At 72.9% G+C, this 26,266-nt stretch carries 20 protein-coding genes and 1 pseudogene; 7 read left to right on the top strand and 14 right to left on the bottom strand.

Features of this window, described 5'->3' with window-relative positions; all coding sequences use genetic code 11:
• Positions 1 to 86: 86 nt before the first annotated feature.
• The 10 genes and pseudogenes from ASC54_RS09665 to ASC54_RS09625 all read right to left on the bottom strand — a co-directional run bounded on the left by ASC54_RS09665 (position 87) and on the right by ASC54_RS09625 (position 16,153).
• On the bottom strand, positions 87 to 917 hold the full coding sequence (locus ASC54_RS09665; protein ID WP_156376811.1) for an FHA domain-containing protein: 831 nt from the start codon (positions 915 to 917) through the stop codon (positions 87 to 89).
• Positions 918 to 950: 33 nt separating this feature from the next.
• A pseudogene (locus tag ASC54_RS13275) lies at positions 951 to 1,016 on the bottom strand (zinc-ribbon domain-containing protein); the annotation flags it as partial.
• On the bottom strand, positions 1,013 to 3,349 hold the full coding sequence (locus ASC54_RS09660) for a transglutaminase domain-containing protein (RefSeq protein WP_082515029.1): 2,337 nt from the start codon (positions 3,347 to 3,349) through the stop codon (positions 1,013 to 1,015). The gene ASC54_RS09660 and the pseudogene ASC54_RS13275, both read right to left, overlap by 4 nt.
• Before the next feature lie 23 nt (positions 3,350 to 3,372).
• Positions 3,373 to 4,785 (bottom strand): DUF58 domain-containing protein, encoded by a 1,413-nt coding sequence (locus tag ASC54_RS09655; RefSeq protein ID WP_235451443.1) that lies wholly within the window; start codon positions 4,783 to 4,785, stop codon positions 3,373 to 3,375.
• A complete protein-coding gene (locus ASC54_RS09650) occupies positions 4,782 to 5,750 on the bottom strand; it encodes a MoxR family ATPase (protein WP_055898625.1) in 969 nt (322 codons plus the stop codon). Before ASC54_RS09650 ends, ASC54_RS09655 begins: the two co-directional genes overlap by 4 nt.
• A gap of 49 nt (positions 5,751 to 5,799) precedes the next feature.
• A complete protein-coding gene (locus ASC54_RS09645; protein ID WP_055898622.1) occupies positions 5,800 to 11,706 on the bottom strand; it encodes an Ig-like domain-containing protein in 5,907 nt (1,968 codons plus the stop codon).
• A gap of 7 nt (positions 11,707 to 11,713) precedes the next feature.
• Positions 11,714 to 13,117, bottom strand: coding sequence for a serine/threonine-protein kinase (locus tag ASC54_RS09640; RefSeq protein WP_082515028.1), 1,404 nt, complete (start codon positions 13,115 to 13,117; stop codon positions 11,714 to 11,716).
• Between the two features lie 100 nt (positions 13,118 to 13,217).
• A complete protein-coding gene (locus ASC54_RS09635; RefSeq protein WP_055860431.1) occupies positions 13,218 to 14,009 on the bottom strand; it encodes a PP2C family serine/threonine-protein phosphatase in 792 nt (263 codons plus the stop codon).
• Positions 14,006 to 14,659: an FHA domain-containing protein gene (locus ASC54_RS09630; protein WP_055860428.1), complete on the bottom strand. Its 654-nt coding sequence runs from the start codon at positions 14,657 to 14,659 to the stop codon at positions 14,006 to 14,008. The genes ASC54_RS09635 and ASC54_RS09630 overlap by 4 nt, the downstream gene beginning before the upstream one ends.
• Before the next feature lie 57 nt (positions 14,660 to 14,716).
• Positions 14,717 to 16,153, bottom strand: coding sequence for a gamma-aminobutyraldehyde dehydrogenase (locus tag ASC54_RS09625; RefSeq protein WP_055860425.1), 1,437 nt, complete (start codon positions 16,151 to 16,153; stop codon positions 14,717 to 14,719).
• A 122-nt stretch (positions 16,154 to 16,275) separates the two neighbouring features.
• Between ASC54_RS09625 and ASC54_RS09620 the strand changes: the two genes are divergently transcribed.
• The 5 genes from ASC54_RS09620 to ASC54_RS09600 all read left to right on the top strand — a co-directional run bounded on the left by ASC54_RS09620 (position 16,276) and on the right by ASC54_RS09600 (position 21,312).
• Positions 16,276 to 16,743, top strand: a complete 468-nt coding sequence (locus ASC54_RS09620; RefSeq protein ID WP_055860422.1) for an Lrp/AsnC family transcriptional regulator — start codon at positions 16,276 to 16,278, stop codon at positions 16,741 to 16,743.
• Between the two features lie 128 nt (positions 16,744 to 16,871).
• A complete protein-coding gene (locus ASC54_RS09615) occupies positions 16,872 to 18,221 on the top strand; it encodes an aspartate aminotransferase family protein (RefSeq protein ID WP_235451479.1) in 1,350 nt (449 codons plus the stop codon).
• Positions 18,206 to 19,591, top strand: a complete 1,386-nt coding sequence (locus tag ASC54_RS09610) for an FAD-binding oxidoreductase (protein ID WP_235451442.1) — start codon at positions 18,206 to 18,208, stop codon at positions 19,589 to 19,591. Before ASC54_RS09615 ends, ASC54_RS09610 begins: the two co-directional genes overlap by 16 nt.
• A gap of 74 nt (positions 19,592 to 19,665) precedes the next feature.
• The gene (locus ASC54_RS09605) at positions 19,666 to 20,208 is read left to right on the top strand and encodes a TspO/MBR family protein (protein WP_055860419.1); all 543 of its coding nucleotides are present in this window, start codon (positions 19,666 to 19,668) and stop codon (positions 20,206 to 20,208) included.
• 27 nt (positions 20,209 to 20,235) lie between these two features.
• Positions 20,236 to 21,312: a hypothetical protein gene (locus tag ASC54_RS09600; protein WP_055860416.1), complete on the top strand. Its 1,077-nt coding sequence runs from the start codon at positions 20,236 to 20,238 to the stop codon at positions 21,310 to 21,312.
• Positions 21,313 to 21,324: 12 nt separating this feature from the next.
• Here the strand turns inward: ASC54_RS09600 and ASC54_RS09595 are convergent, their stop codons facing one another.
• Positions 21,325 to 22,311 carry an aldo/keto reductase gene (locus ASC54_RS09595; protein WP_055898616.1) on the bottom strand — a complete coding sequence of 329 codons (987 nt, stop codon included), beginning with the start codon at positions 22,309 to 22,311 and terminating at the stop codon, positions 21,325 to 21,327.
• 129 nt (positions 22,312 to 22,440) lie between these two features.
• Between ASC54_RS09595 and ASC54_RS09590 the strand changes: the two genes are divergently transcribed.
• Together ASC54_RS09590 and ASC54_RS09585 are read left to right on the top strand one after the other, a co-directional pair.
• Complete coding sequence (locus ASC54_RS09590; protein ID WP_082515026.1) at positions 22,441 to 23,022, top strand: methylated-DNA--[protein]-cysteine S-methyltransferase; 582 nt, start codon at positions 22,441 to 22,443, stop codon at positions 23,020 to 23,022.
• Positions 23,022 to 23,630, top strand: coding sequence for a DNA-3-methyladenine glycosylase I (locus tag ASC54_RS09585; RefSeq protein WP_055860409.1), 609 nt, complete (start codon positions 23,022 to 23,024; stop codon positions 23,628 to 23,630). The genes ASC54_RS09590 and ASC54_RS09585 overlap by 1 nt, the downstream gene beginning before the upstream one ends.
• Positions 23,631 to 23,654: 24 nt before the next feature.
• On the opposite strand, the gene ASC54_RS09580 is transcribed toward ASC54_RS09585, so the two are convergent.
• Genes ASC54_RS09580 through atpD form a run of 3 tightly spaced genes read right to left on the bottom strand, consistent with a single transcriptional unit; the run spans position 23,655 to position 26,266 of the window.
• Complete coding sequence (locus tag ASC54_RS09580; protein ID WP_235451441.1) at positions 23,655 to 24,440, bottom strand: YaaA family protein; 786 nt, start codon at positions 24,438 to 24,440, stop codon at positions 23,655 to 23,657.
• Between the two features lie 51 nt (positions 24,441 to 24,491).
• Positions 24,492 to 24,755: a F0F1 ATP synthase subunit epsilon gene (locus ASC54_RS09575; protein WP_055898614.1), complete on the bottom strand. Its 264-nt coding sequence runs from the start codon at positions 24,753 to 24,755 to the stop codon at positions 24,492 to 24,494.
• A gap of 2 nt (positions 24,756 to 24,757) precedes the next feature.
• Positions 24,758 to 26,266 (bottom strand): F0F1 ATP synthase subunit beta, encoded by a 1,509-nt coding sequence (gene atpD / locus ASC54_RS09570; RefSeq protein ID WP_235451440.1) that lies wholly within the window; start codon positions 26,264 to 26,266, stop codon positions 24,758 to 24,760.

The following is a 26,266-nucleotide window of genomic DNA, read 5'->3' as shown; positions in this document are numbered from 1 at the left end:
GCGGACGACACGAATGACGGACGGGCCGGAACGAGCTCGTGGAGCCAGGTGGCGGGCGACCGCGCTGGGGAGGAGCGGCGCCCCGGTCAGCTCACGACGACGAACTGCTCGCCGATGTCGATGCGCGTTCCGCGCACCACGCGGTACCGGCGCCCGGGTTCGCAGTAACGGGGCTCGGAGCCGGGCTCGCGGATGACAGAGCCGTTGCCCGAATGGCGATCGCTGACCCAGAACACCCCGTTGTCCTGACCGAACTCGAGGTGCGACTTCGACACGGAGCGACCCGGGTCGACGATCGTCACGAGGTGGTCGACCGCCTCGCCGGGCTCGGGGCTCGGGTTGCGGCCGATGATGCCGGAGCCGAGGACCGTGTAGCTCTCGCCCGTGGAGAACTGGAGGACGAAACGGGCTCCGGTGGAGCCGCGCGGGACGAGACGGGTGTTCTCGGTGTCGGGCTCGAGAGTGGACTCGGGCGGCGACGACACGAGCGGGGCCGGTCTCGGGGCCGGGGCGACCGCGGGCGCTGGCGGGGGGGCCGGGGCCGGGGTGGCCGCGGGCGCTGGCATCGGGACGGGCGCCGAGGTCGCGCTCACCGACGCCGGGCTCACCGCGGCCGGGCTCGCGATCGTCTCCTGCCCCACGATCGGGACCGGCGCGAGCGCCTCGCCGCACGTGCCGCAGAACAGGTCGCCGGGCTCGGGCCGCGTGCCGCAGCGGGAGCAGCCGCTCGGGGCGGCCTGCGCGACCTCCGCCCGACGCGGGCCGCCGTCGACCGGCAGGACGGAGGCGACGCCCGGCAGGACGGACGCGACGGCCGGCGGGGCGAGCGGCGGCTCGTCGGGCTCGGGCGGCGTCGCGGGCGTGATGGAGAGCGGCTCGCTCGCCGAGAACGGCATCGCCGTCGAGCTCAGCGTCACGGGAGGCACGACAGGTCCGCGCGCGGCGACCGAGCGCCCGCATTCGCCGCAGAACATGGCGATGGGAGGGAGAGTGGCACCGCAGTGCTGGCAGATCACGGCGCTCGCCTCCCCGGCTCGGTGCTCGAGCGGCCAGGATACCGGCGCAGCGAGCGCACGGAGAGCGCGGCGCGCCACCGGTCGCGGCGGCGGCGGCCCGCATCGAGACCGGCTCTCACGGCGTCCACGGCGGTCCAGACCCGGTCGGCCTCCCCGGGCTGCGGCGGCTCGGGCGCGTAGTCGACCCGATCGGCGACACGGGCGAGCACGCCCGCCTGCGGCTGGCCGATGATCCCCGCGACCTCGCGCCGGGTCGCGCCGACGGGCATGTCGAGGCCGTGGTCGGCGGCGGCGTCCGTGAGCTCGCGCCATCCGCCGAGGATCCGCAGGGTCGGGTCCGCGGCGCGCCGTCGCCGCCTCCGGCGCCCCGCCTTCGCCGCGACGACGCCCACGAACGGCGCCGCGATCAGCGCCATGGCGAGCAGGACGATGCCGCCGATCCGCGCAATGGCGGGCAGGAGGGCGAGGAGCGGATCCTCGTCCGGCCGCTCCCCCGGCTCGATCTCCGGGGGCGCCTGCTCGTCGGCTACGGGCGGCACCTCGGCGGGAGGCTGAACGGCGTTCTGCGGCCGCGACACCGGCACGGGCTCCTGCGGCTCGGCGGGCGGGATCTCCCGCTCGGGCGGCATGACGTCGATGGGTACCCAGCCCTCCCCCGCGACGTCGACCTCGATCCACGCGGTGAGCTGGTCGGAGCGCAGGCTCGCCTCCTCGCCGTCGAGCGGCCCGTAGCCGAGCACGACGCGCGACGGGAAGCCGAGCTCGCGGGCGACGAGCGCGGCGAGCACGGCGTACTGCTCGGCGTCGCCCACCATCGGTCGTCGGGTGACGAGCTCGCCGATGCGGTCGAGAGAGTGTCCGGAGCGGCTCGCCGGCTCGTCGGGGTCCACCCCGTGCGAGATGTAGCCCTGCTCGCGGATCGCGTCGAGCGCGGCCTGCAGCCGCGCGCCCGCGCCGTCGACGCCCGCTGTCACGCCATCGAGCCAGGTCCGGACGTCCTCCGAGACGGCGGCGATGCCGGGCACGGCGGTGGCGCCGGGCGCGCTGTCGGCGAGGCGGATGCTCGGCTCCTCCTCCACGACGGCGTCGAGCTCGTAGACGGTCTCGGGTGCGGCGCCGCCGATCAGCACGGCCGTGCCGGTCGTCGCGTTGAGGCGCACGCGGTCGCGCAGGTCGGCGGAGTCATCGCCCGCGAAGCGCACTCCGCGGAACTCGCCGACCGTCGGGAGCCAGCTGCCGGTGCTCTCGAGCAGCTCGATCCGGATGGTCGCGCGCTCGCCCGGCGTCTCGACCTCGCGCTCCGTCGGGATCCGCACGAAGCGCCCCGACGCCGCCGCCACCTCCGAGCTGCCGACCGCGAAGACCACGCCGTCGTAGCTGTCGAGGGTGGCGACGCGCAGGCGCGAGCCCGCCGGCGCGCCCGAGACCCGCAGAGCGATCGTGGATGCCCGGTCGAGGGAGAACGCGGAGCGGTACGCCGCGAGGGGGCTGGGCAGGTCGCGCGGATCGAAGGGCCGCTCGACGATCGAGCGCAGCACCACGCGATCCGCGGGCGGGGCGAGCGCGTCGGCGGCCGCGACGCCCGCGCCCACGGCGATGAGGAGCAGCACCGTCGCGGAGGCGAACGCGCGGGCGACGGCGCCGCGGGCATCCACCGGGTTCGCCGCGCCGCCCGCGCGGAGCGACTCGGTCCGGCGATGGCGCCGGAGAACCGCGATCCAGAGCATGAGGACGACTCCGAGCCCTGCCGCGATGCTGAGAGGGAGCGGCCGATCGTCGCGACCGAGCGCGATGGCGAGGACGAACCCGAGGGCGGGCACCGCGGTCGCGAGCGCGGGGCGGCGGGTCCGCAGAGCGATCGACGCCGTGAGCAGCGGGCCGACGTAGAGGAGCACGAGGGCGGGCACGAGGAGGGCCTGGTACGACCCGACGGGCAGATCGATCGTCAGGAGCTGGCGCCAGCCCAGTACGATCCCCGAGGCCAGTTCGAGGAGCCCCGCGGGCTCCGGCAGGATGCCGTACACGGTGCGCTCCGGCACGGCGAGAGGCACGCCGACGATCGTGAGCACCGCGACGGAGGCGAGGATGCCGCCCCACGCCGGCCAGCGCAACAGAGCACCGGCTGCCGCGATCGCGGTGCCCGCGGCGATCGCGATGACCGCGAGGAGAACGTACGGCGCGGCCCGGTACACGGGCCAGAGCGCGACGGCGACGAGCGCCCAGGCGAGGAGGGTGAAGACGATCGCGGAGGCGAGGATCGCGGAGCGGGGCGGCGCGGCGCGGGGTGCCGGCCGGGGCCGAGGCGTTCGCCCTCCGCCGGGACGCGACGTCACCGCGGAGCGCGAGGGCCGACCGCTCACCACTGCTCGGCCCCCCGCATCGCGCGGCGCAGGTCGGCGAGCGAGCCGATCGTGACGACGCTCAGCCCGCTGAGGCGCCTGCGGCCCGGCACGTGCTCGGGGTCGCACTGGATCGCGACGACCTCGACCGAGGGCGGGAAGGCCGCCGCCGCCGTGCGCAGCCGCGCCGGTCGCACGCTCGAGCCGATGACGAGGAAGGCGACCGAGACGCCGCGCGCGCTGCCGCCGGCGAGTCGGCTGACGTCGACGACGCCGAGCGCCGCGGGACTGAGGTCGACGAGGGCGAGATCGTCGAGCAGGCGGTGCGGGGCGATCGTGGAGAGGTCGCGCGTCGCGACGACGGTGCGCTTGGCGAACTCGGGCGTGAGCTCGGAGACGACGACCGAGACCTCGCGCGCGTCGCGGATAGCGCGGGCGCCCAGGCTTCCCGCGACGCTCACCGCGAGCTCGAACTCGGCGTCGGAAGCGAAGTCGATGCTCGCGATGCTGAGCGCGACGACGAGGTGGCTGCGCCGTGTCTCCTCGAACTGGCGCACCATGAAGGTCCCGGTCTTCGCCGTCGACTTCCAGTGGATGTGCCGCCGATCGTCACCCGGCGTGTACTCGCGCAGCGCGTGGAAGGCGAGATCGCTCGGCGTCAGGTCGCGCGTGGGCTGGCCCTCCAGATCGCGCACGAGCCCGCTGGAGGTCGACGGGATGTCGATCGTGCGCGGGTGGACGATGATCTCGACGGGCTCGGTGAAGGTCACCTCGCGTCGCACGAGGCCGATCGGGTCCGCCCGCACGGTGCGGACCGGACCGAGGACGAGACGGCCGCGGCGCGTCGTGGGCACGGGGATGTCGCGGTCGAGCCGGGCGCGGTGCGCGAGGCCGGGGAGGGCCACCGGCACGATCCCCTGCCCGACCGGCACGTCGAGGGACACCCCGAAGGCGCGTCGGCGCGAGGAGTTCGTGACCGCGAGCCGGGCGAGGGCGGCATCGCCGACCGCGATGCGGCTCGGGGGCGTCACGAGCTCGACGACGAGCGGCGTGCGACCGATCAGGTACAGCAGGGCCACGAGGGCGAGAGCGGCCGCCGCCACGCCGATGACGACGAGCTCGCGCCAGCCCCACAGGTACCCGGCGAGGAGCGCGAGCGGGGCGATCGCGGCGAGGGTCCACCCGACGGGCGTGACGACCGCCGAGGCGGCGCGGCGCACGCGATCGAGGCCCGCGCCCAGGGCGCGAGCGATGCGGACGGCGGCGACCAGGGCATCCGCCGTCACGCCGGTCCGCGTGCCGACGATGCGCGTGCGCGCGGTCGTCACCGTTGAGGTGAGAGTTCCCTCCTCCACGCCGCGGTGCGCGCGCTCCTCGGTGCGGCCGCGCGTCGCGGTGCGCCTGGAGTGCTCGACGGTGCGTGAGGTCACACGGCGACCCGATCGCTCGGCGGCGGGGTCTCGAGCAGCACCTGCCCCATGACGGAGGACGCGGTCACGCCGTCGAACTCCGCCTCGGGGTCGAGGATGAGCCGGTGCCCGAGCACCGGCTCGACGAGCGCCTTCACGTCATCGGGGATGACGTAGTGACGCCCCTCGACCGCGGCGTACGTCTTCGCGCAGCGCACGAGCGCGAGAGCCCCGCGCACGCTCGCGCCGAGCCGGACGTCCTCGTGCGCGCGCGTCGCCTCCACGAGCCGGGCGACGTAGTCGGTGATGACGGGGTCGACGTGCACCGTGCGGGCCGCGCCGATGAGGTCGCGGACGACGTCGAGGCCGACGACGGGCTCGAGCTTCGAGGCTCGGGGGCCGCCCGCCCCGTCGAGGATGCGCACGGTCGCGGAGTGATCCGGGTATCCGATCGCGGTCTTCATGATGAAGCGGTCGAGCTGCGCCTCGGGCAGGCGGTAGGTGCCGGCCTGCTCGATGGGGTTCTGGGTAGCGATGACGAGGAACGGGGCCTCGACCTCGTGCTCGACGCCGTCGACGGTGACGTGCCCCTCCTCCATGACCTCCAAGAGCGCCGACTGCGTCTTCGGCGAGGCGCGGTTGATCTCGTCGGCGAGCACGATCGTCGCGAAGACCGGCCCCCTGTGGAAGGAGAACTCGCCCGAGCGCTGGTCGTAGACGGTGATGCCCGTGATGTCGCCGGGCAGCAGGTCGGGAGTGAACTGCACGCGCGTCGTGGTGCCGCGGATGCTCTGCGCGAGCGCGCGGGCGAGCGAGGTCTTGCCCGTGCCGGGCACGTCCTCCAGCAGCAGGTGCCCCTCGCTCAGCATCGCCGTGAGGCTCAGGCGGATCACGTAGCTCTTGCCGAGGAGGACCTGCTCGACGTTGGCCACGATGCGGCCGGCGATGTCGGCGAACCAGCGCGCCTGGTCGGGGGTCATGGTCATTGCGGTGCTGCCTCTCGTCGACGGATGCCCGTTCGGCTCCCAGCCTGCCTCACGGCTCGTAGGTTCTCGTGTAGGCGACCCCGGCCTCGGTCACGGTGGTGCTGAGCTGCGGCGTCCCGGCCGGGCCCATCCGGAGGGTGCAGGTGCCCGCGACCTGGTCCTCGGAGAGGAGCTCCCCGCCGAGGCACGCGGTCTCGACGGCGTCGTACGCGGTGCCGGTGACGGGAGTCCAGTCGATCGTCACCTCGCGCTCCGCGGGAGCGGGGGCGGTCTCGGTGAAGACGGGGCGCGCGTCGATGAGGATCGCGGTGTCGATCGGGAACGGCTCCGACCATCCGCCGCACAGGAGGGTCTCGTTCTGCTCGCAGGCCTGAACCTGCACCTGGAGGCCGCGACCGTAGTGCGCGCCGTCCGGGGTCGTGAGCACCGTCGGCATCGACACGAGGGCCGAGTCCGCGACGGCGGCGCCGTCGACGATGAGCCGGTAGCGCACGAGCTCCGCAGCGCCCGAGGAGGTCGCGGCCGACTGGAGCACCGCATCCCATCGCCCTTCGCCGTTGGCCTGCGGTGCGCTCGCGACGATGCTCGTCACCGTGCCCGGGGTGGCTCGCGGGGTCGCCCTCACCTCGGCGCTCGCGGTGCATCCCTGACCGTTGTAGGCGTACACGACGACGCGGTACTGCACGTCGGCGGAGAGACCCCCGATGGTCAGCGAGGTCGTATCGCCGCTCACCGTGCGCACTCCGGGCGGCGGCGTGTGCGATCGGGCGCCCTCCTCCACGCCGGTGACGGTGCACTCGGGAGCGGTGCCGGAGTCGCTGATCCAGACGTAGTGGCTCTGGATGGAGCGCCCGTTGGGGGTGAATACGCCCGCCCACGACACGCTCACGCTGTGGTCCGCGGCCCCCGTGCCGGTCGTGGATCCGGTCGCGCTGGGGGCGCCGACGAGGATCGGCGGGCCGGCCGGGGTGCCCGAGCCCGAGGAGCTGTTCCACACCGTCAGCGGGTCGAAGGAGTCGTTGCGCGCGCTGACCGAGACCGCGTACGAGGTGCCGTTCTCAAGCGAGGCGTCGACGACGTTGAGCCAGTAGACGGTGCCGGCGGCGTCATCGGCGCCGACAGTGAGCTGGCGGACGACGGGGCCGACGACGACGCGGTACGAGCGGATGGGCGACGCCGAGGCGTCCTGCGCCGGCTTGCTCCAGCCGATGCGCAGGCCGCGGTCGAGCGGCTCGATTCCGACGATCGCCGGGGCGGGCGGGACGAGGTCGGACCACACCGGGTCCGGTAGCGAGGCGGGCTCGGACTCGCCCTGCGCGTTGATCGCGACGATCGAGATGCGCACGCGGTTGTCCGGCCCGTTCCCGGGGGTCGGGACGGTGCACGGCGAGAACCCGCACTCGACGGTCTGGAAGACGGAGCCGTCGCCGGCGCGCGCGACGGTCGCCCGGAAGCCCTCGATCGGCGCGTTGTTGGCGCTCCCCGGCGCCCACGCGATGTCGAGCGAGCGGTCGCCGTACGCCTGCACGCGCAGGTCGGTGACGGGGTCGGGCACGTCCTGGACGGAGATGCGCACGCTCGCCCAGACGTAGCGATCGGGATCGTCGGTCGCATCCGCCACCTGGTACTGGATCGCCGTGTCCGCGGGCGCCGCCCCCTCGGCCACCGTCACCCGGAGGCTCTGGCCGCCCTCGGTCGGTGCGACCGACACGCCGTCGGGGACCCCGGCGCCGTCGATGCCGCGGATCGCGACGACGCGCAGCGGCTGCTCGGGGAAGGGGTTGCCCGCCAGGTCGTTCGCGAGCACGTCGACGACGGTGCTCTCGCCGCGCGGGGCGATCGCGACATCGTCCGCCGGGCGGGCGAGCGGACGCGTGGAGGGCACGACGAGCACCTGGACGCGCCCTGCGGTGCCCTCGACGACGTCGTCGCGCACCGAGAGCGACACCGCGCTCGTCGTGCCCTTCGCGGCCGCGTCGTCGACGCGCAGGATGAGCCGCTGGCCCTCCACGCGGGCGCTCAGCCCCGAGCTCGGGCCGCCGGTGATCGCGTAGGCGAGCTCGTCGACGTCGTCGGGGTAGGGGTAGGAGGTGACGCGGACGAGGTCGATCTCGCGCTCCTGGCCCGGCTCCATCTCGAGCGAGGCGCCGAGGAGCACGGGCGGCTGGTTCTCGCGCGGGGTGACCGTGATCGGCAGCACGATGGTCGACACGCGCCCCTGCGTATCCTGCGTGCTCGTGCCGTCGGTGACCTCGAACGAGATCGAGGCGGGGCCGAAGTAGAGGTCCTCGGAGGTGAAGCGCAGCGTGTCGTCGTCGACGACGAGCTCGTCGCCGTTCGCGTTGGTCGCCCGCACGGTCGCGCTGTCGGTGAGCCGCACGCCGTCATCGCCGACGGCGAGCACGTAGTCGTTGATGTCGATCGTGACGGTCTCCTCGCTCACGACCTGGACGCGCGGCGCGCGCCGATCGAGCTGCGGGAAGGCATCGTCCGTGCCCGGCACCCAGATGAACGCGTAGGCGCGGACGGAGGGGTCGACCGGGTGCCGCACGACGAAGGGGATGATCTGGCGCTGGTCGTCGACCTCGATGCGCACGCGCCCGTTCGACAGGATCCGCGCGCCGCCCTCGTAGCCCTCGACGAGCTCGAGTCCGAGGTCCTCCACCTCGCCCTCGGCGAAGAACACCTGGGCGAGCACGTCGACGTCGACGGTGTCGACGTCGAGGATGTCGGAGAGCTGGAGCACCGTGTCCCGCGCGACCGGGGGCGTCAGCGGGGCGTCTTCGCGGACGACGACCGAGACGAAGGCCTGGGATGCCCCGCCCAGCCCGTTCTCGATGGCGTAGACGAATCCGTATCGGCCCTCGATCTCGGGCGGGGTGATGCGCACGTACTGGCCGTCGACGACCTCGGCCTCGGCCTCGGCGTCGGTGGACTCGACGGCGACCACCTGGAGGGGGGACCCGTCGGGGTCGGTGTCGTTCTCGAGGACGGGCACGAGCACGCTCACGCCCGTCCGCACCGTCACCTGGTCGTCATTGGCGACGGGATTCCGCGCGCCCTCGAGCCGCTGGCTGATCCCCACGCGGATCTCGCCCGTCGCGCGGGCTCCGATCGCATCGACGACCGTGTAGCGGAAGGAGTCGGTCCCGGAGCTGTAGACCCCGGCCTCGTACTCGAGGTAGTCCTGCCCCGTCTCGACGACCGTGCCCTTCTCGGGCGCGGTCTCCTGCCCGATGAGCTGCACGGAGTCGCCATCCGGGTCCATCCCCTCGACGGGGATCCGGATGCGCACGGTCTCCCCGGCGATCACGCGCGCGGTGAGAGTGCGCGGCACGGGAGGGGTGTTGGTCGACTCGTCGACCTCCCGGACGCTGATCCGGACGGTCGCCTGGGCGCGCTCGAGGCCGAGCGGCCCGAGGACCTCGTAGACGGCCGTGAACTCTCCCGGCGCATCGGGCGCGAGGTAGCGCAGGGCGTCGCCCGAGACGAAGAGCAGTCCGGAGTCTCCTTCGAGCCCGAGCGGGAGGTCGGGGGCGAGGGTGATGGGCTCGTCGTCGGGGTGCTCGTCGTTCTCCAGGACGGGGATGGTGACGGCGTCGCCGACGCGCACGATGATCGAGTCGTCCCGGGCGATCGGCGGCTGGACGCGCTCCAGGGGCGGGATCTCGATGACGGTGATCGTCCCGGTCGCCTGCGCGGCGCCGTTGCTGATGACGTACTCGATGCCGGTCGGCCCGGAGAGCGGACGGGTGAGGGTGACGCGGACATCGCGCTGCTCGAGGATCTCCGCGCGGATCCCGCTCTCGGCCGGGACGTCGGTGATGCCGGTCACCACGAGCACGCCCCCGCCGGGGTCGATGTCGGTCGTCGCCACGGCGACGGTCGCACTGCTGAGCGTGCGCACGAAGGCCGTCTTCGGGATCGTGATCGGAGCGGTGCCCGCCGCCGGCGGAGCGGCGACCTCGACGCGGACGACGCCCGTCGCGGTCTGCTCGCCGTCGGTCACGACGTACTCGAGGTAGTGCGTTCGCACCTCCTCGCTCACGAACCGGACGATGCCGCGATCCAGACTGGGCGTGATCGTGGCGCCGGGCTTGTCGGGCACGGCGCTCAGCCGGATCGGCCCCGTGCCGCCCCGGACGTGCGTGAGCGGCTCGATCCGAACCTCCTGGCCGGCGTAGGCGAGCACGACGAAGGGGTCGGCGATGATCGGCGTCTGCCCGCTCGGCTGCACGGTGACCGAGAGGGTCCCGGCCGCGGTCGCGGTGCCGTCGGAGACGGTCAGGGCGACGGGTCGGAGGCTCCCGGCGCCGCCGAGCTCCTGCACCGTCACGCGTCCGTCGGGGCGGAACGTCGCCCGGTCGGGGGCGGCCATGGTGGCATCGGCGAGGTAGAGCGGGTCGCCGTCGGGGTCGATCCAGTCACCCAGCACGCTCGAGGTGACGCTGCCGCCCTCCGCGACGAGGGTCTTGGAGGGGCGCACCTGCGCGGGCGGGCCGTTCTCGAACTGCTCCCGGATCCGCACGCGGACCGTCGCGGTCGCGGCCCCGCCGCGGCCGTCGGTGATCGTGTAGGCGAACACCACCTCTCCGCGGGCGGCGGGTGCGAGCGCGAGCTGGACGAGCTGCCCCTCGCCGACGATGTCGAGCCGGCCGACCTCCGGATCGAGCGCATCGACCTGACTGATCAGGAGCGCGTCGCCGTTCGGATCGGTGTCGTTGAGGAGGACGGGCAGCGAGGTCGACCTCCCGGGCCGGGCGCCGAGCTCGTCGTCGACGGCCACGGGCGGCTGCTGGGCGAGCTCGATCTCGGGGGGCGTGTCGAGCTGGTCGAGCTCGGCCTCCTGCTCGTCCTCCTCCTCGCGGAGCAGCTCGTCCCAGTTGTCGATGAGCGCGCCGTCGGTCTGCACGGCCCACGCGGCGCCCGAGAGCCGATCGTTGAGCACGACCCTCTCGTCGCGCACCGAGAGCTCGAGCTCGGCGCCGGGAGCGACTCCGGTCAGGTCGAGCAGTTCGGGCTCGCCCGCGCAGTCCCTCCACGCGCCGCCGTCGCTCCATGCGGCGAGCACGCAGTCGCCGACCGCGACGGGCTGGGCGGGCGCTCCGTCGCGCCCCTCCACGAGCGCCCGCGGATCCCCGCCGTCGAGCGGGACGGCGAGCAGACCGCCGCGATGCGCGATGAGCGCGGAAGCCGCCGCCGCGTCCGGGGCCGCGAGGAGGGGCTCCGAGCCCGCCGGCAGGATCGCGCTGAGGTCGATGACGCCGCTCTGCGTGTGCAGCAGGCGGCTCGCGGTCTCGAGCACGACCCAGCGATCGGAGGCGATCGAGACCTGAACCGCGGCGTCCGGCTCGAGGTCGAGGGGCCAGCGCCCCTCGACGGCATCCGGGCGGTCGGGGTCGATGCGGAGCACCTCGCCGCTCGCGGGCGACACCGCCACCACGCCGTAGCGATCATCGATCGCGATCGCCGAGCCCTCGCCGAAGACGAGCGGTGCGCTCGACGCGGCGTCGAAGTCGCCGAGGAGCAGCCGGGGCAGGATCCAGGTCTCGCCCGAGCCGGCGCTGTGGACGACCGCGGTCTCGCCGTCGATCGCGAGCGACGGATCGTCGGGAGGCAGCGGGACGCTCTCGACGACCTCCGCGCGCGCCGCGTCGATGATCTCGGCGGTCGCGTTGGCGCGGTCGACGACGACCACGTCGGCGGCCGACTGCACGAGCCGCAGGTCGGCCCCCTCCGACTCGACGACCGTGTCGAGGGCCGGGATCTGCAGGTTCGCCCGCCCGACGGAGCGCTGCTCGCCGTTGGCGATCCAGACCGATCCGTCGTTGAGGTCCAGGCGCTGGACCTCGAAGCCTGGCGAGATGATCGCGATCGTCGCGATGACCGCCGCGACGACCGCCGAGCTCGTCGCGGTGATGATGCTCGAGCGCCGAGCGTGCAGGAGGCGGCGCATCAGCGGCTCACTCCCCCGCCTCGGCGCACTTCTCGCCGCTCGCGTCGCCCACGCGGCCCTCGCGCACGACTCTGACCGTGATGCACGCCCGGTCGCCCGGGTCCACCGCGACGGCGAACTCGGTCTCCCGCTGCACGGTCTGGCCCGCGTCGGCGACCTGCACGCGGAAGGAGTCGCCCTCGGCGAGACCGGGATCCGCCCACGTGAAGACGATGGTGCCGCCGTCCTGCGCAGCCTGGATGCCCGTCACGCGCGGGATCTCGTCCTCGCCCCGGAGGGCGAGCATCGTCGCCGCCGCTCCCAGACCGATGACGACGAGCGAGACGAGAACGAGCACGACCGCGGCGGCGCGCGAGCCGGAGGTCCGTCCGACGCGGCCGCCGTTCTGCGTCGAGCTCTCCGCCGACTCCGCCGGTCCGGCCGCGTCGAGGGCGGGGGGCCGGCGTCGGCGGCGCGCCGGCCGACCGGCCGCGGAGGCCGGGGCGACGGCCTTGACGATCGTGCGATCGCCCGGGTCGGAGACGGTTGCGAGCGCCCACTCCTCGACCGAGACGTCGGCCTGCGTGGGCACGAGGCCCATCTCGAGCTCGACGCGCTGCAACTCTCGGACCAGCTCCATGGCGCTCTGCTGACGGCGGGAGGGGTCGCGCGACATCGCGCGCTTCAGCACGGCCTCGAGCGCCTCGGGCACGTCGTCGCGACCGATCGCCGGCACGCGGGCCTTCGTGATCCGGCCCATCAGCTCGTCGGAGGTGTTCGGGCCATCGGGGATCTCGAACGGCGAACGCCCGGCGAGCAGCGAATAGGTCGTGGCCGCGAGCGACCAGACCTCGCTCGTGACGGCGCCGGGCGTGTGGTCGAGGAGCACCTCGGGCGCCGACCAGGGGATGGACATCCCCACCGTGTCGTGGCTCGCCGCGGCGCTCAGGGTCGCGGCGATGCCGAAGTCCGAGAGGACCGGGTGCCCGTAGGCGGTGGTGAGGATGTTCGAGGGCTTGATGTCGCGGTGGAGCACGCCCGCGCGGTGCGCGGTCTCGATCGCGCTGCCGATCTGCACGGCGATGCGCAGCACCTCCGCGACCGGGAGGCGCTCCTTCCGGTAGCGGTCGGCCAGGCGCGCGGAGCAGAGCTCCATCACGAGGTACGGCCGGCCGTCGGCCGAGATGCTCGCCTGGTAGACCGTCAGGATCCCCGGATGGGAGGAGAGCTGGGCCATGAGGTTGGCCTCGACCTGGAACATCTGCCGGACGTTCTCGGTCACGACGTCGGCGAGCATGACCTTGACCGCGACGTGCCGCCTCGGCATGTTCTGCTCGTAGAGGAAGACGTCGGCGAAGCCGCCCGACCCGAGCAGACGGATGTGCGTGAAGCCGGGCAGGATCGGCGGCTCTGACGGTCGGCGACGTGCCACGGATTCCCCCCTCCCCGCTCGAGTCACCCTCAGTGTAGGAGCAGGCCGACGCACTCGGGCGCCGCGTCGCCGGGATGTGACGACATCGGAACGACCGGGGTCAGTCCAGCGATTCGGGAGCGCGGACGATGTCGACGACGATGATCGTGATGTTGTCGCGGCCGCCCTGCGCGAGCGCGGCGTCGACGAGCGCGTTGGCGGTCTCGCGCGCGCTCAGCCGGGCGGCGAGGTGGAGGCGCAGGCGCTCCGCCGGAACCTCCTTCGTGAGGCCGTCGGAGCAGAGCAGCAGGCGCATGCCCGGCTCGAGCGGGATCCGGGCGAAGTCGATGTCGGGCTCGGTGGAGAACCCGACGGCGCGCGTGATCACGTTGGCCTCCGGGTGGCTGTCGGCGTCGGCGGCGGCGAGCTGGCCGGAGTCGACGAGCTCCTGCACCATCGAGTGATCGGTCGTGACCTGCCGCAGCTCGTTGCCGATGAAGGAGTACACGCGCGAGTCGCCGACGTTGAAGACGGTGAGCACCGGGCGGCCCTCGTGCATCGTGAGCGCGACGCCCGTCACGGTCGTGCCGATGCCGCGGTCCTCCTCGTCGAGCTCGTGGATGTCCCACGTCGCCAGGCGCAGCGCCTCGGCGATCGCCTCGCTCTCGACGAAGTCGCCGTCGACGGCGGCCTGGAGGCGCCGCACGACGGAGTCGGACGCCCGATCGCCGTGCGCGTGCCCGCCCATGCCGTCGGCGACCGCGAAGAGGGGCACGTCGGCGAGATAGCTGTCCTCGTTGGCGGCGCGGCGGTAGCCGGTGTGGGTGACCCCGTGCCAGGAGAGCTCGATGACCTCGCCGCGGTGCGGCAGCGCGACGACGTGGCGGACGGTGCTGCGGCCGAGCGCGGTCACGAGGTACTCCGTGGGGGCTGAGGACGGTCGACCGCCATGACGACGATGTCGATCCCGTCGCCGAGGGCGATGGTCGAGTCGGGGAGCACGACGCACGACTCGCCCGGGCGGAGCCGCAGCTGCGGCCCCGTCGGCAAGTGTACGACGGTCCCGTTGCTGGAACCCAGGTCGGTCACCACGACCGACTCCCCGAGCTGCTCGATCCGAGCGTGGCGGCCGGACACGCCCTGCCGATCGGCGGGGACGACGATCCGGCGCGGCGCCGGCACCTCGGGCACGCGGCTCGCGCCGGGCCGCCGCCCGATCACGACGGGCAGATCGAGGGGCACCGGATGCTCGACCCCCGGCACGCGGAGGGCGAAGTCGGCGTGCTCGCCGATCGGGGGCGCCTCCCCCGCGCCTGCGAGCGCGCTCGCGGCGTCGCCCGGGCGATGCGGCAGGAGCGAGTCGAGCAGGAGCACGGGGCGGTCGGCGACCCGGCTGCGCGAGGGCAGGAACGGCTCGACGAGTCGGATGACGGTGTCGTCCCCCGGGGGCTCGTCGCCGTGCGGCTGGGGCGCGGCCGAGGGCGGGCCGGGATCGGAGGCGGACACGCCGGAAGGCCGGCGCCGGATCACGGTGTCGGCGGCATCCCCCTCGAGCTCCCCCATGCCGACCACGCTACCTCCCGCGGGAGGGCGCGGTCGGGCGCGCTCCCCGGCCGCGCGTCACTCGCCGAGGTACGTCATCACGTGCTTGAGGCGCGTGTAGTCCTCGAAGCCGTAGTGCGAGAGATCCTTGCCGTAGCCGGAGTGCTTGAAGCCGCCGTGCGGCATGTCGGAGACGAAGGGGATGTGCGTGTTGATCCAGACGCAGCCGAAGTCGAGGTCGCGGCTCAGGCGCATCGCGCGAGCGTGATCGTTCGTCCACACGCTCGCCGCGAGCGCGTACCGCACGCCGTTGGCGAGCGCGAGCGCCTCCGCCTCGTCGCGGAAGGTCTGCACCGTGAGCACGGGTCCGAAGATCTCCTCCTGCACCGCCTCGTCCTCCTGCCGCATGCCGGTCACGATCGTCGCCTCGTAGAAGTAGCCGCGCTCGCCCTGGCGGCGACCGCCCGTGACGATGTCGGCGTGGGCGGGCAGCCGGTCGACGATGCCGCTCACGCGCTCGAGCTGGGCGGCGTTGTTGAGCGCCCCGTAGAGGATCCCCTCCTCGTTCGGCGCGCCCGTGCGGCCGTGACTGCGGGCGCGCGCCGCGAGCGCCTCGACGACCGCGTCGTGCACCGACTCGTGCACGATGACGCGCGTCGCGGCGGTGCAGTCCTGACCGCCGTTGAAGTAGCCGGCGAGAACCAGGCCCTCGGCGACCTTCTCGGGGTCGGCGTCGGCGAAGACGATCGCCGGGGCCTTGCCGCCGAGCTCGAGGTGCACGCGCTTGAGGTCGCTCGCCGCCGACCGCGCGACCTCCATGCCGGCGCGCACCGAGCCGGTGATCGCGACCATCTGGGGGGTGGGATGCTGCAGCAGGGCCGCGCCCGTGCTCCGGTCGCCCATCACGACGTTGAGCACGCCGGCCGGCAGGAATTCCGCCGCGACCTCCGCGAGCCGGAGCGTCGAGAGCGGAGTCGTGTCGCTCGGCTTGAGCACGACCGTGTTGCCGGCGGCGATCGCGGGCGCGATCTTCCACACGGCCATGTTGAGCGGGTAGTTCCACGGCGTCACCTGGCCGATGACGCCGATGGGCTCGCGGCGCACGTAGGAGGTGTGGCCGGCGAGGTACTCGCCGGCCGATCGGCCGTCGAGATCGCGCGCGGCCCCGGCGAAGAAGCGGAGCTGATCGACCGACTGGTCGATCTCGTCGGCGACGAGCGTCGCGCGGGGCTTGGCGGTGTCCTGCGACTCGAGGTCGGCGAACTCCTCGGCGCGCTCGGCGACCGCGTCGGCGAGGCGGAAGAGCGCGAGCTGCCGCTCGGCGGGCGTCGTGCGGCCCCAGTGCGAGAACGCGCGGTCGGCGGCGCGATAGGCCTCGTCGATCTCCTCCGGCGTGCTGATGGGGGCGCGGGCGTACACCTCCTCCGTCGCGGGATCGATGAGGTCGATGCCGGCGTCGGCGCGGCTGGCGACGGTGCGGCCGTCGACGACATTGGTCAGGGTGCGAACGCTCATGCCGGAACTGTAGCGCTCGATTCGCGCGGATTCCAGGCGAATACGACGGAATCCGTCGCCCGAATCCGCTTCGCGGTGCGGGTTCACTTGAATTAGTCCGCGAGCACTGACAGAATCGGGGAATGGCAGCCCGTTCCAAGCCCGTTCAGCTCGATGATGTCTCGAAGGCGATCATCGAGCAGCTCCAGGACGATGGGCGGCGCTCCTACGCCGAGATCGGCAAGGCGGTCGGCCTGAGCGAGGCGGCCGTCCGTCAGCGGGTCCAGAAGCTCACCGAGTCGGGCGTCATGCAGGTCGTGGCGGTCACCGATCCGATGCAGCTGGGCTTCTACCGTCAGGCGATGATCGGCATCCGGGTGGCCGGCGACACGACCTCGGTCGCGGAGGCGCTCGCGCGCATCCCTGCCGTCGACTACGTCGTCCTCACCGCCGGGAGCTTCGACATCATGGCCGAGGTCGTCTGCGAGAACGACGACGACCTCATCGATCTGCTGAACAAGCAGATCCGCGGCATCGACGGCGTTCAGACGACCGAGACGTTCGTCTATCTACGACTGCTCAAGCAGTTCTACAACTGGGGAACACGATGACACTCTTCACCCGCAGCAAGAAGAAGCAGACCAGCGAGACGCACGACGTGCACGACGCTCATGGCGCGACGGGCGGCGGCGAGCTGCCGGGCTCCGTCGGCGCGACGCGCGAGGCCGAGCTTCAGACGATGGCCCGCGACCACCTCTGGATGCACTTCGCCCGTCAGTCGGGCATGGAATCGGGCGCCGGCGTGCCGATCATCGTGCGCGGCGAGGGCCATCACGTCTACGACTCGCACGGCAAGAAGTACATCGACGGCCTCTCAGGGCTCTTCGTCGTGCAGGTCGGCCACGGCCGCGAGCGCCTCGCCGAGGCGGCGCGCAAGCAGGCGGAGGAGCTCGCGTTCTTCCCGCTCTGGTCGTACGCGCACCCCACGGCCATCGAGCTCGCCGACCGCCTCGCCGACTACGCGCCCGGCGACCTCAACCGCGTGTTCTTCACCACCGGCGGCGGCGAGGCCGTCGAGTCGGCCTGGAAGCTCGCCAAGCAGTACTTCAAGCTCACCGGCAAGCCCATGAAGCACAAGGTCATCTCGCGCGCGATCGCCTACCACGGCACGCCGCAGGGGGCGCTGGCGATCACGGGCATCCCCGGCATGAAAGAGATGTTCGAGCCGCTCACCCCCGGCGGGTTCCGCGTGCCGAACACGAACTACTACCGCGCCGAGGAGATGGGCTTCCACGGCTCGCTCGAGGAGTTCGGCCAGTGGGCCGCCAACCGCATCGAGGAGGCGATCCTCTTCGAGGGCCCCGACACCGTCGCCGCGGTCTTCCTCGAGCCCGTGCAGAACTCCGGCGGCTGCTTCCCGCCGCCCCCCGGCTACTTCCAGCGCGTGCGCGAGATCTGCGACAAGTACGACGTGCTGCTCGTGAGCGACGAGGTCATCTGCGCCTACGGCCGCATCGGCGAGATGTTCGCGTGCACCGCCCTCGGCTACGTGCCCGACATCATCACGAGCGCGAAGGGCCTCACGAGCGGGTACTCGCCGCTCGGCGCGATGATCGTCAGCGACCGGCTGTACGAGCCGTTCAAGCACGGGCAGACCGCGTTCTACCACGGCTACACCTTCGCCGGGCATCCGGTCTCGGCCGCCGTCGCCCTGGAGAACCTCAACATCATGGAGGAGGAGGGCATCCTCGAGCACGTGCGCGAGAACTCGCCGAAGTTCCGCGCCGCGCTCGAGCGCTTGAAGGATCTCCCGATCGTCGGCGACGTGCGCGGCGAGGGCTACTTCTTCGGCATCGAGCTCGTGAAGGACAAGGTGACGAAGGAGACCTTCTCCGACGACGAGGCCGAGCGCCTGCTGCGCGGCTTCCTGTCGAAGGCGCTCTTCGACGCCGGGCTCTACTGCCGCGCCGACGACCGCGGCGACCCCGTCATCCAGCTCGCTCCCCCGCTCACGATCGGCCCGGCCGAGTTCGACGAGATCGAGGGAATCCTGCGGAAGGTGCTCACCGAGGCGTGGACGCGGCTCTAGACGACCACTCGGCGCAGCGCTACGCGGGGCTGAGCCACTGGCACGCGACGGCCGGCGACGATCTGTCGCCGCGCCCGTCGCTGCCGGGCGACCTCGAGACCGACGTCGCGATCATCGGCGCGGGGCTCACGGGGCTCTGGACGGCGTACGAGCTGCAGCGACGCGACCCCTCGCTGCGCATCGCCCTGCTCGAGAAGCGCATCGCTGGCTTCGGCGCATCCGGTCGCAACGGCGGCTGGGTGTCCGCCCTCTTCCCGCGCTCCGCGGCGTCGCTCGCGCAGACCCACGGGCGCGCCGCCGCGATCGCGATGCGCCGGGCCATGATCGGCACCGTCGCGGAGGTGGGTCGCGTCATCGCCGAGGAGGGCATCGACGCCCACTACACGCTCGGCGGTACCGTCGTCTTCGCCCGCTCCGACACCCAGTGGGCGGATGCCCGTGCCGAGGTCGAGCAGGCGCGCGCCTTCGGCGCCGACGCTCTCGAGCTCTGGGGCCCCGAGCGCGTGCGCGCCTCGGACGCGCGCGGCGCCGTATTCGACCCGGCCTGCGCGCGCGTGCACCCGGCGCGGCTGACGCGCTCGCTCGCGCGCATCGTCGAGCGCCGCGGCGCCACGATCTACGAGGGCACCGAGGTGACCTCGTGGGCGCCGGGGGTCGTCGAGACGGCTCGGGGGCGCGTGCGCGCCCGGCACGTGATCGCGGCCCTGGAGGGGTACGGGGCGACGGTCGCGCAGTCGCGCCGCCGCATCCTGCCCCTGTACTCGCTCATGATCGCGAGCGAGCCGCTGCCGGCCGCGGTCTGGGACGAGATCGGCATCGAGCACGGCCAGACCTTCTCCGACGGCCGCCACCTCGTCATCTACGGCCAGCGCACGGCGGATGACCGCATCGCCTTCGGCGGGCGCGGCGCGAGGTACCACTTCGGCAGCGCCATCCGGCCCGAGTACGACCGAGTGGGAAGCGTCTTCGACCACCTGCGGCGCACGGTGCAGGAGCTCTTCCCCCAGCTGCCCCCGCTGGAGGTCAGCAGCACCTGGGGCGGGCCCCTCGGGGTGCCGCGCGACTGGCACGCGAGCGTCGCGTACGACCCGCGGACGGGCCTCGGCTCGGCCGGCGGCTACGTGGGCGACGGGCTGTCGACGACGAACCTCGCCGGCCGCACGCTCGCCGATCTCATCACGGGCGCCGACACCGAGCTCACGCGCCTGCCGTGGGTCGGGCACCGCTCGCCGTCCTGGGAGCCGGAGCCCCTGCGGTTCCTCGGCGCGAACGCGGGGCTCGTCGCGATGACGGGGGCCGACATCGAGGAGCGTCTCACGAGGCGGCCGTCTCTCATCGCCCGCGCGATGGCGCCGCTCGTCGGCCACTGAACCGCTCCCGCCCAGCGCACGCGCAGGAGGCTCGGAGCAAGCGCCCCTAACCTGCGATGCGGAAGGAGGGCCGGATGACCGACACGCGCACGGCGACCACGGCGACGCGACTCGCCGACCGCTCCGGGCTCCGCTCCGGCCTCGTCCTCCTTGGACTCCTCTCCCTCTCGCTCGTGATCGGCCTCGTCGGCTCGCTCATCTCGCAGCCCGCGATCGACGGCTGGTACGCGGAGGCCGCGAAGCCCATGTGGACGCCGCCGAACGAGGTCTTCGGCCCGGTCTGGACCTTCCTCTACGCGGCGATGTCGGTCGCCGCGTGGCTCGTCTGGCGCCGACCGTCCTCCCCCGAGCGCACTCGCGCACTCACCGTCTACGGCGTGCAGCTCGCCCTCAACGCGATCTGGACCCCGGCGTTCTTCGGGCTCGGCTCGCTCGTCGGCGGCCCCGGCCTGTGGGTCGCCCTCGCGATCATCGTCGCGCTCGACTTCGCCGTGCTCGCCACGATCATCCGCTTCGGCGACGTCAGCCGGGCTGCCGCGGCGCTCCTCGTCCCCTACTGGCTGTGGGTGCTCTACGCGACGACACTCAACGCCGCGATGGCCGTTCTCGCCGGCTGAGCCCGTCGCCGCCGGTAGCGTGAGGGCGTGACCTCGACGCCGCCCGCGCATCGCCGCCGGTCGCGCGCCCGCGGCGGCAGGGGCATCCTCATCGGCCTCGCGGTCGTCGCGATCGCCGCGCAGGGCGTCGTCATCGCCGGCGCGGCCTGGGCGGTCGCGAACCCGCGCATCATCGCCGACCGGGTGACGGTGCTGACGACCGAGCTCGACCCGCTCGTCGCGGAGTACGCCGAGCGAGCCGGTGTCGGTGAGGAGGGCGTCGATCTGCTGCACGCGAGCCTCACCCGGATCGTGCCGGCGGGCGACTTCGACGACTACTGCTCCTCGGACGAGCCGGGGATCGGCGTGCTCGGCTGCTACACCCTCGACGACGGCCGCATCTACCTCTATGACGTCGAGAACCCCGACCTCGCCGCGCTCGAGCCCGTCGTCGCGGCGCACGAGATGCTGCACGCCGCGTGGGACCGCCTGACGGCGGATGAGCAGGATGCTCTCGCCCCGCTCCTCGAGGAGGCCTTCGCCGCGCTCGGCCCCGACCACGAGCTCGTCGAGCGCATCGCCGCGTACGAGGCCCAGGACCCGCGCTCGAGGATCCCCGAGCTGTACGCCATCATCGGCAGCGAGATCGCGCAGGTGCCCGCCGCCCTCGAGGAGCACTACGCGCGGTACTTCGTCGATCGCGCGGCCTCGGCCGGCCTCACCGATCAGGTGAACGCCGTCTTCGCCGACCTCGAGGCGCGGCTCACCGCCCTGAGCGACGAGCTCGAGGCGCTCGGCGCGCGCATCGATGCCGAGCAGGCCGCCTACGACGCCGACGCCACCGCGCTCGAGGCGGAGATCACGGCGTTCAACGCGCGCGCCGCCGAACCCGGCGGCTACACGAGCCAGTCGGTGTTCCTCCGCGACCGCGACGCGCTCCTCGCCCGCCAGCAGGAGCTCGACGCGCGCCTGCAGGCGACGAACGCCCTCGTCGCTCAGTACAACGCCCTGCTCGAGGAGCTCGACGCCCTCAACGCCGAGGCCGACGACCTCAACCGCTCGATCAACGTCGAGCTCGTTCCGATCGAGGAGCGCGAGGGCGTCGACGCGCCCGCGAGCGGCTGAGCGCCGGGCTCGTCAGTAGCTCGTGAGCACGTCGTTCGTGGGGAAGATGCGCTCGATCTCGGCGAGGTCGTCGGGAGTCGGCGCCCACGCATCCGCTGCCGCCGCGTTCTGCGCGATCTGCTCGGGCGTCGTGGCGCCCGCGATGACGCTCGTGATGGCCGGGCGGCTCAGCAGCCACGCGACCGTCGCCTCGAGCATCCCGACCCCCCTGCGGGAGCAGAAGGCCGCGTAGGCCTCCATGCGGTCCCAGGGGGCGTTCTCGACCAGGTGCGGGCGCTGGCGCATGATGCGCGAGTCGGCGGGGCCGCCCTCGCGCGTGAACTTCCCCGTGAAGAGGCCGTTGTAGAGCGGGAAGTACGGCAGAACGCCGACGCCGCGCGCGGCCGCCGCGGGCAGGAGCTCGCGGTCGGCGCCGCGGGTCAGCAGGCTGTACTCGTTCTGAGCGGACACGAAGCGCTCGTGGCCGTGCAGCTCGGCCACGAGGTCGGCCTCGACGAGCTGCCAGGCCGCGAAGTTCGAGTGACCGAAGTAGCGGATCTTGCCCTCGTCGACGAGCTCGTCGAGCGCCGCGAGGGTCTCCTCGATCGGGGTCGCCGGGTCGGGGGTGTGGAACTGGTAGAGGTCGATCCAGTCGGTCCGCAGGCGGCGCAGGCTCCCCTCGACCGCGAGGCGGATGTAGCGGCGGGAGCCCTTCGCGCCCCAGTGCGGGATGGGGCTCTCGTAGTCGGCGTGCCCGAACTTCGTCGCGAGCACGACCTCGTCGCGGCGGCCCGCCAGCGCCTCGCCCATCATGGACTCGCTGCGCCCGTAGGCGTAGCCGTAGATGTCGGCGCCGTCCAGGAGCGTGATGCCGTGGTCGAGCGCGGCGTGCAGAACGCGCGTCGTCCCCTCCTGCGACTCGGTCGCGCTGCCTGGGCGGCCGAAGTTGTTGCAGCCGAGCCCGATCGTCGACACGCGGAGGCCCGAGCGGCCGAGGGTGCGGTAGGTCATCTCGCTCATCCCTCCATCCTGGCGCACGCACCCGGGCGGGGGCTGCGCCGCTCCTCCCCAGGAGGCGGTCCGCGAGCGCGCGTCAGCCGCGTCCGATTCCCGCCGGTCGGGGATGCCACGGGCGGTTAGCCTGTCGACATGATGAGCACCACCGCCCCCGCCGCCCCTCCCGCAGCCGCGTCCACCGCGGCGCCCACCGCCTCGGCCGCGCCCACCTCGGCGCCGCCGTCCTCCTCCCCCGCGGGTCGTCTCGTCGTCGACTCGCCTCTCGGCCGCATCCTGCTCATCGGCGACGACGAGGCCGTGACGCGGCTCGAGATTGAGACCGCCGACGGCTTCAGCGACGGCGAGGGGCCGGACGCCCCCACGCCCGTCCTCGAGCAGGCCGCCGCGCAGCTCGCCGAGTACTTCGCGGGCGATCGGCGGGAGTTCGACGTGCCTGTCCGGCTCGGGGGCACCGCGTTCCAGCGGGCGATCTGGGCGGAGCTCGACGCGATCCCGTTCGGCACGGTGCGCAGCTACGGCGAGCTCGGGCGCGCGACCGGGCGGGCCACCGCCGGTCGCGCCGTGGGCGGAGCCGTCGGGGCCAACCCCGTCCCCCTTCTCGTCCCGTGCCACCGGGTCCTCGCGGGCGACCAGCGCATCACGGGCTACAGCGCGGGGCTCGGAGTGCCCACCAAGGTGTGGCTGCTGGACCACGAGGGCATCGCGCACCGCTGATGGGTGCCCGCATCGACCTCGTCGTCGCCGCCGACGGCCGTGCGCGCTGCGGGTGGGCTGGGGACGACCCGGAGTACCGGCGCTACCACGACGAGGAGTGGGGCCGAGAGCTCCGCGGGGATCGCGCGCTGTTCGAGAAGCTCAGCCTCGAGGCGTTCCAGTCGGGACTCTCCTGGATCACGGTCCTCAAGCGCCGCGAGGGCTTCCGCGCCGCCTTCGCCGGCTTCGAGCCGGAGGCCGTCGCCGCCTTCGACGAGACCGATGCGGACCGCCTGATGAACGACGTCGGCATCATCCGCAACCGCGCGAAGATCTCCGCGACGATCGCGAACGCGCAGGTCATCGCGCCGTGGGTGCGGGACGAGCCCGGCGCTCTCGACGCGCTCATCTGGTCGCACGCGCCCGCGCACCGCGCCGCTCGGCCCCGCTCACTGGGTGAACTGCCTGCCACCACCCCGGAATCGATCGAGCTCGCACGCGCGCTGAAGGCACGGGGGCTGCGGTTCGTCGGGCCGACCACGGCCTACGCGCTCATGCAGTCCGCCGGCCTCGTCGACGATCACCTCGACGGTTGCTGGCGGGCGGACAGCGCAGTCGCGGAGGGGTGAGCGGCGCGGTCAGCAGCGGCGCGATCAGCCCGCGGCGGCGAACCCCTCGAGCGTCGCCGGGACGATGAGCTCGAGCTCGCCGGGGGCGCCCGGGCGCATCGGCCAGCCGCACTCCCCCGCCGCGGCGATGACGCCCTCGACGGACCCGGGCAGGGGCCCGCGCTCCAGGAGCGCGCGCACGAACGCCCCCTTGCCCTTCTTGTTGAAGTGGTTCAGCGCGCGCGTCGCGCCGTCCTCCCCGAGGGAGACCACGCGCACGAAGAGGGCGTCGTCGCGCTGCGGCAGCGGACCGAGGGCCGCGTAGCCCTCGGAGCGCAGATCGAGGATCGGACCATCGATCGACGCGAGCACCTCCGCGTTCGCGCCGCTCCAGTGACGCTTGAGCGCGATCCCCGGCAGTCGCGAGTCGTGCGAGAGCCGGTAGGCCGGGATCGCGTCGCCCGCGCCGATGAGACCGAGCAGCGCCGAATGGACGAGCACGTGCGCCTCCGCTCGCGTGCGTGCCGGGCGCGCGAGCGTCGCGGCGTCGAGCGCGTCGTACAGCACGCCCGTGTATCGGTCGATCGCGGCGAGCGTCGGGCTAGAGTGGACGACGCGGTTCCGGGCCAGCTCGCGCTCCGCGGCGCGGGCCGAGAGCTTGAGCGCCCGAGCAGCGGCGGCATCGTCGGCGGCGAGCGACGCGAGCGCGTCGAGGACGGTGCGCCGGGCATCCCCCAGATCAGGGAACGACAGAGCCGCGAGATCCAGAGAGGATCCCGCGGCTCCGCCGTCGCGCTTGGTCTCGGAGGGCGGGAGGAGCAGCGTCGTCACGACGCCGACCTCCGCGGCCCGGCACCCGTGAGGGTTCCGAGGCCGGACACGTCAGGAGACGAGCTCGGCCTGGCCCGCGACGATCGTCACGGTGTCGTTCTCGACCGACAGGAATCCGTCTTCCGCACGCGCCGTGATGGCGGCGCCGCTCACGGGAGTGATGCGCACCTCGCCGGCGCTGAGGATGCCGAGGATCGGCTCGTGCCCGGGGAGGATGCCGATCTCGCCCTCGGTGGTCCGAGCGACGATCTGCTTCGCCGCCCCCGACCACACCTCGCGGTCGGCGGAGACGACGCTGACGGAGAGCTCCGCCATGATCAGCCGTTCTCCTTCTGGATCTGGGCCCACTGGCGCTCGACGTCCTCGATCGCGCCGACGTTGAAGAACGCCTGCTCGGCCACGTGGTCGAAGTCGCCGCGGACGATCGCGTCGAACGACTCGATCGTGTCCTTGAGCGGGACGGTGGAGCCCTCCACGCCCGTGAACTTCTTGGCCATGTAGGTGTTCTGCGAGAGGAACTGCTGGATCCGGCGCGCACGCGACACCGTGATCTTGTCCTCCTCGCTGAGCTCGTCGACACCGAGGATCGCGATGATCTCCTGAAGCTCCTTGTTCTTCTGGAGGATCGCCTTCACGCTCGTGGCGACGCGGTAGTGGTCGTCGCCCAGGTAGCGCGGGTCCATGATGCGGCTCGTCGAGGTCAGCGGGTCGACGGCGGGGTACAGGCCCTTCGACGCGATCTCGCGGCTGAGCTCGGTCGTCGCGTCGAGGTGCGCGAAGGTCGTGGCCGGGGCCGGGTCGGTGTAGTCGTCGGCGGGAACGTAGATCGCCTGCAGCGAGGTGATCGAGTGACCGCGCGTCGAGGTGATGCGCTCCTGAAGGATGCCCATCTCGTCGGCGAGGTTGGGCTGGTAGCCCACCGCGGACGGCATGCGGCCGAGGAGGGTGGAGACCTCCGAGCCGGCCTGCGTGAAGCGGAAGATGTTGTCGATGAAGAGCAGGACGTCCTGCTTCTGCACGTCGCGGAAGTACTCGGCCATCGTCAGCGCCGAGAGGGCGACGCGCAGACGCGTCCCCGGCGGCTCGTCCATCTGGCCGAAGACGAGGGCGGTCTTGTCGAAGACGCCCGCCTCCTCCATCTCGTGGATGAGGTCGTTGCCCTCACGGGTGCGCTCACCGACGCCGGCGAACACCGAGACGCCGCCGTGGTCCTGCGCGACGCGCTGGATCATCTCCTGGATGAGGACGGTCTTGCCGACGCCCGCGCCTCCGAAGAGGCCGATCTTCCCACCCTGCACGTACGGGGTGAGGAGGTCGATGACCTTGATGCCGGTCTCGAAGAGCTGCGTCTTCGACTCGAGCTGGTCGAACGACGGCGGCTTGCGGTGGATCGGCCAGCGCTCGCTGACCTCGACGGCAGCGCCCGGCTCGCCGTTGAGGACCTCGCCCAGGACGTTGAAGACCTTGCCCTTCGTGACGTCGCCGACCGGCACCGAGATCGGGGCGCCGGTGTCGCGCACCTCCTGGCCGCGGACGAGGCCGTCGGTGGGCTTCAGGGCGATCGCGCGGACGAGGTCGTCGCCGAGGTGCTGAGCGACCTCGAGCGTGAGCGTCGTCGACTCCTCCCCGATCGTGACGGTCGTCTGCAGCGCGTTGTAGATGCCGGGGATGGCGTCGTGCGGGAACTCGATGTCGACGACGGGGCCCGTCACGCGCGCGATGCGGCCGACGCCGGCGTTCGCGGTGGGGGTCGCCGAGGTCGAGGCCTTCTTCGCCGCGGGCTTCTTCGCGGCGGGCGTCTTCTCGTCCGGAGCAGTCGTAGTCAT

This window comes from Yonghaparkia sp. Root332, assembly GCF_001425665.1.
In the GTDB taxonomy this organism is placed as follows: domain Bacteria; phylum Actinomycetota; class Actinomycetes; order Actinomycetales; family Microbacteriaceae; genus Microcella.
This window is presented reverse-complemented; position numbering and strand designations above follow the sequence as displayed.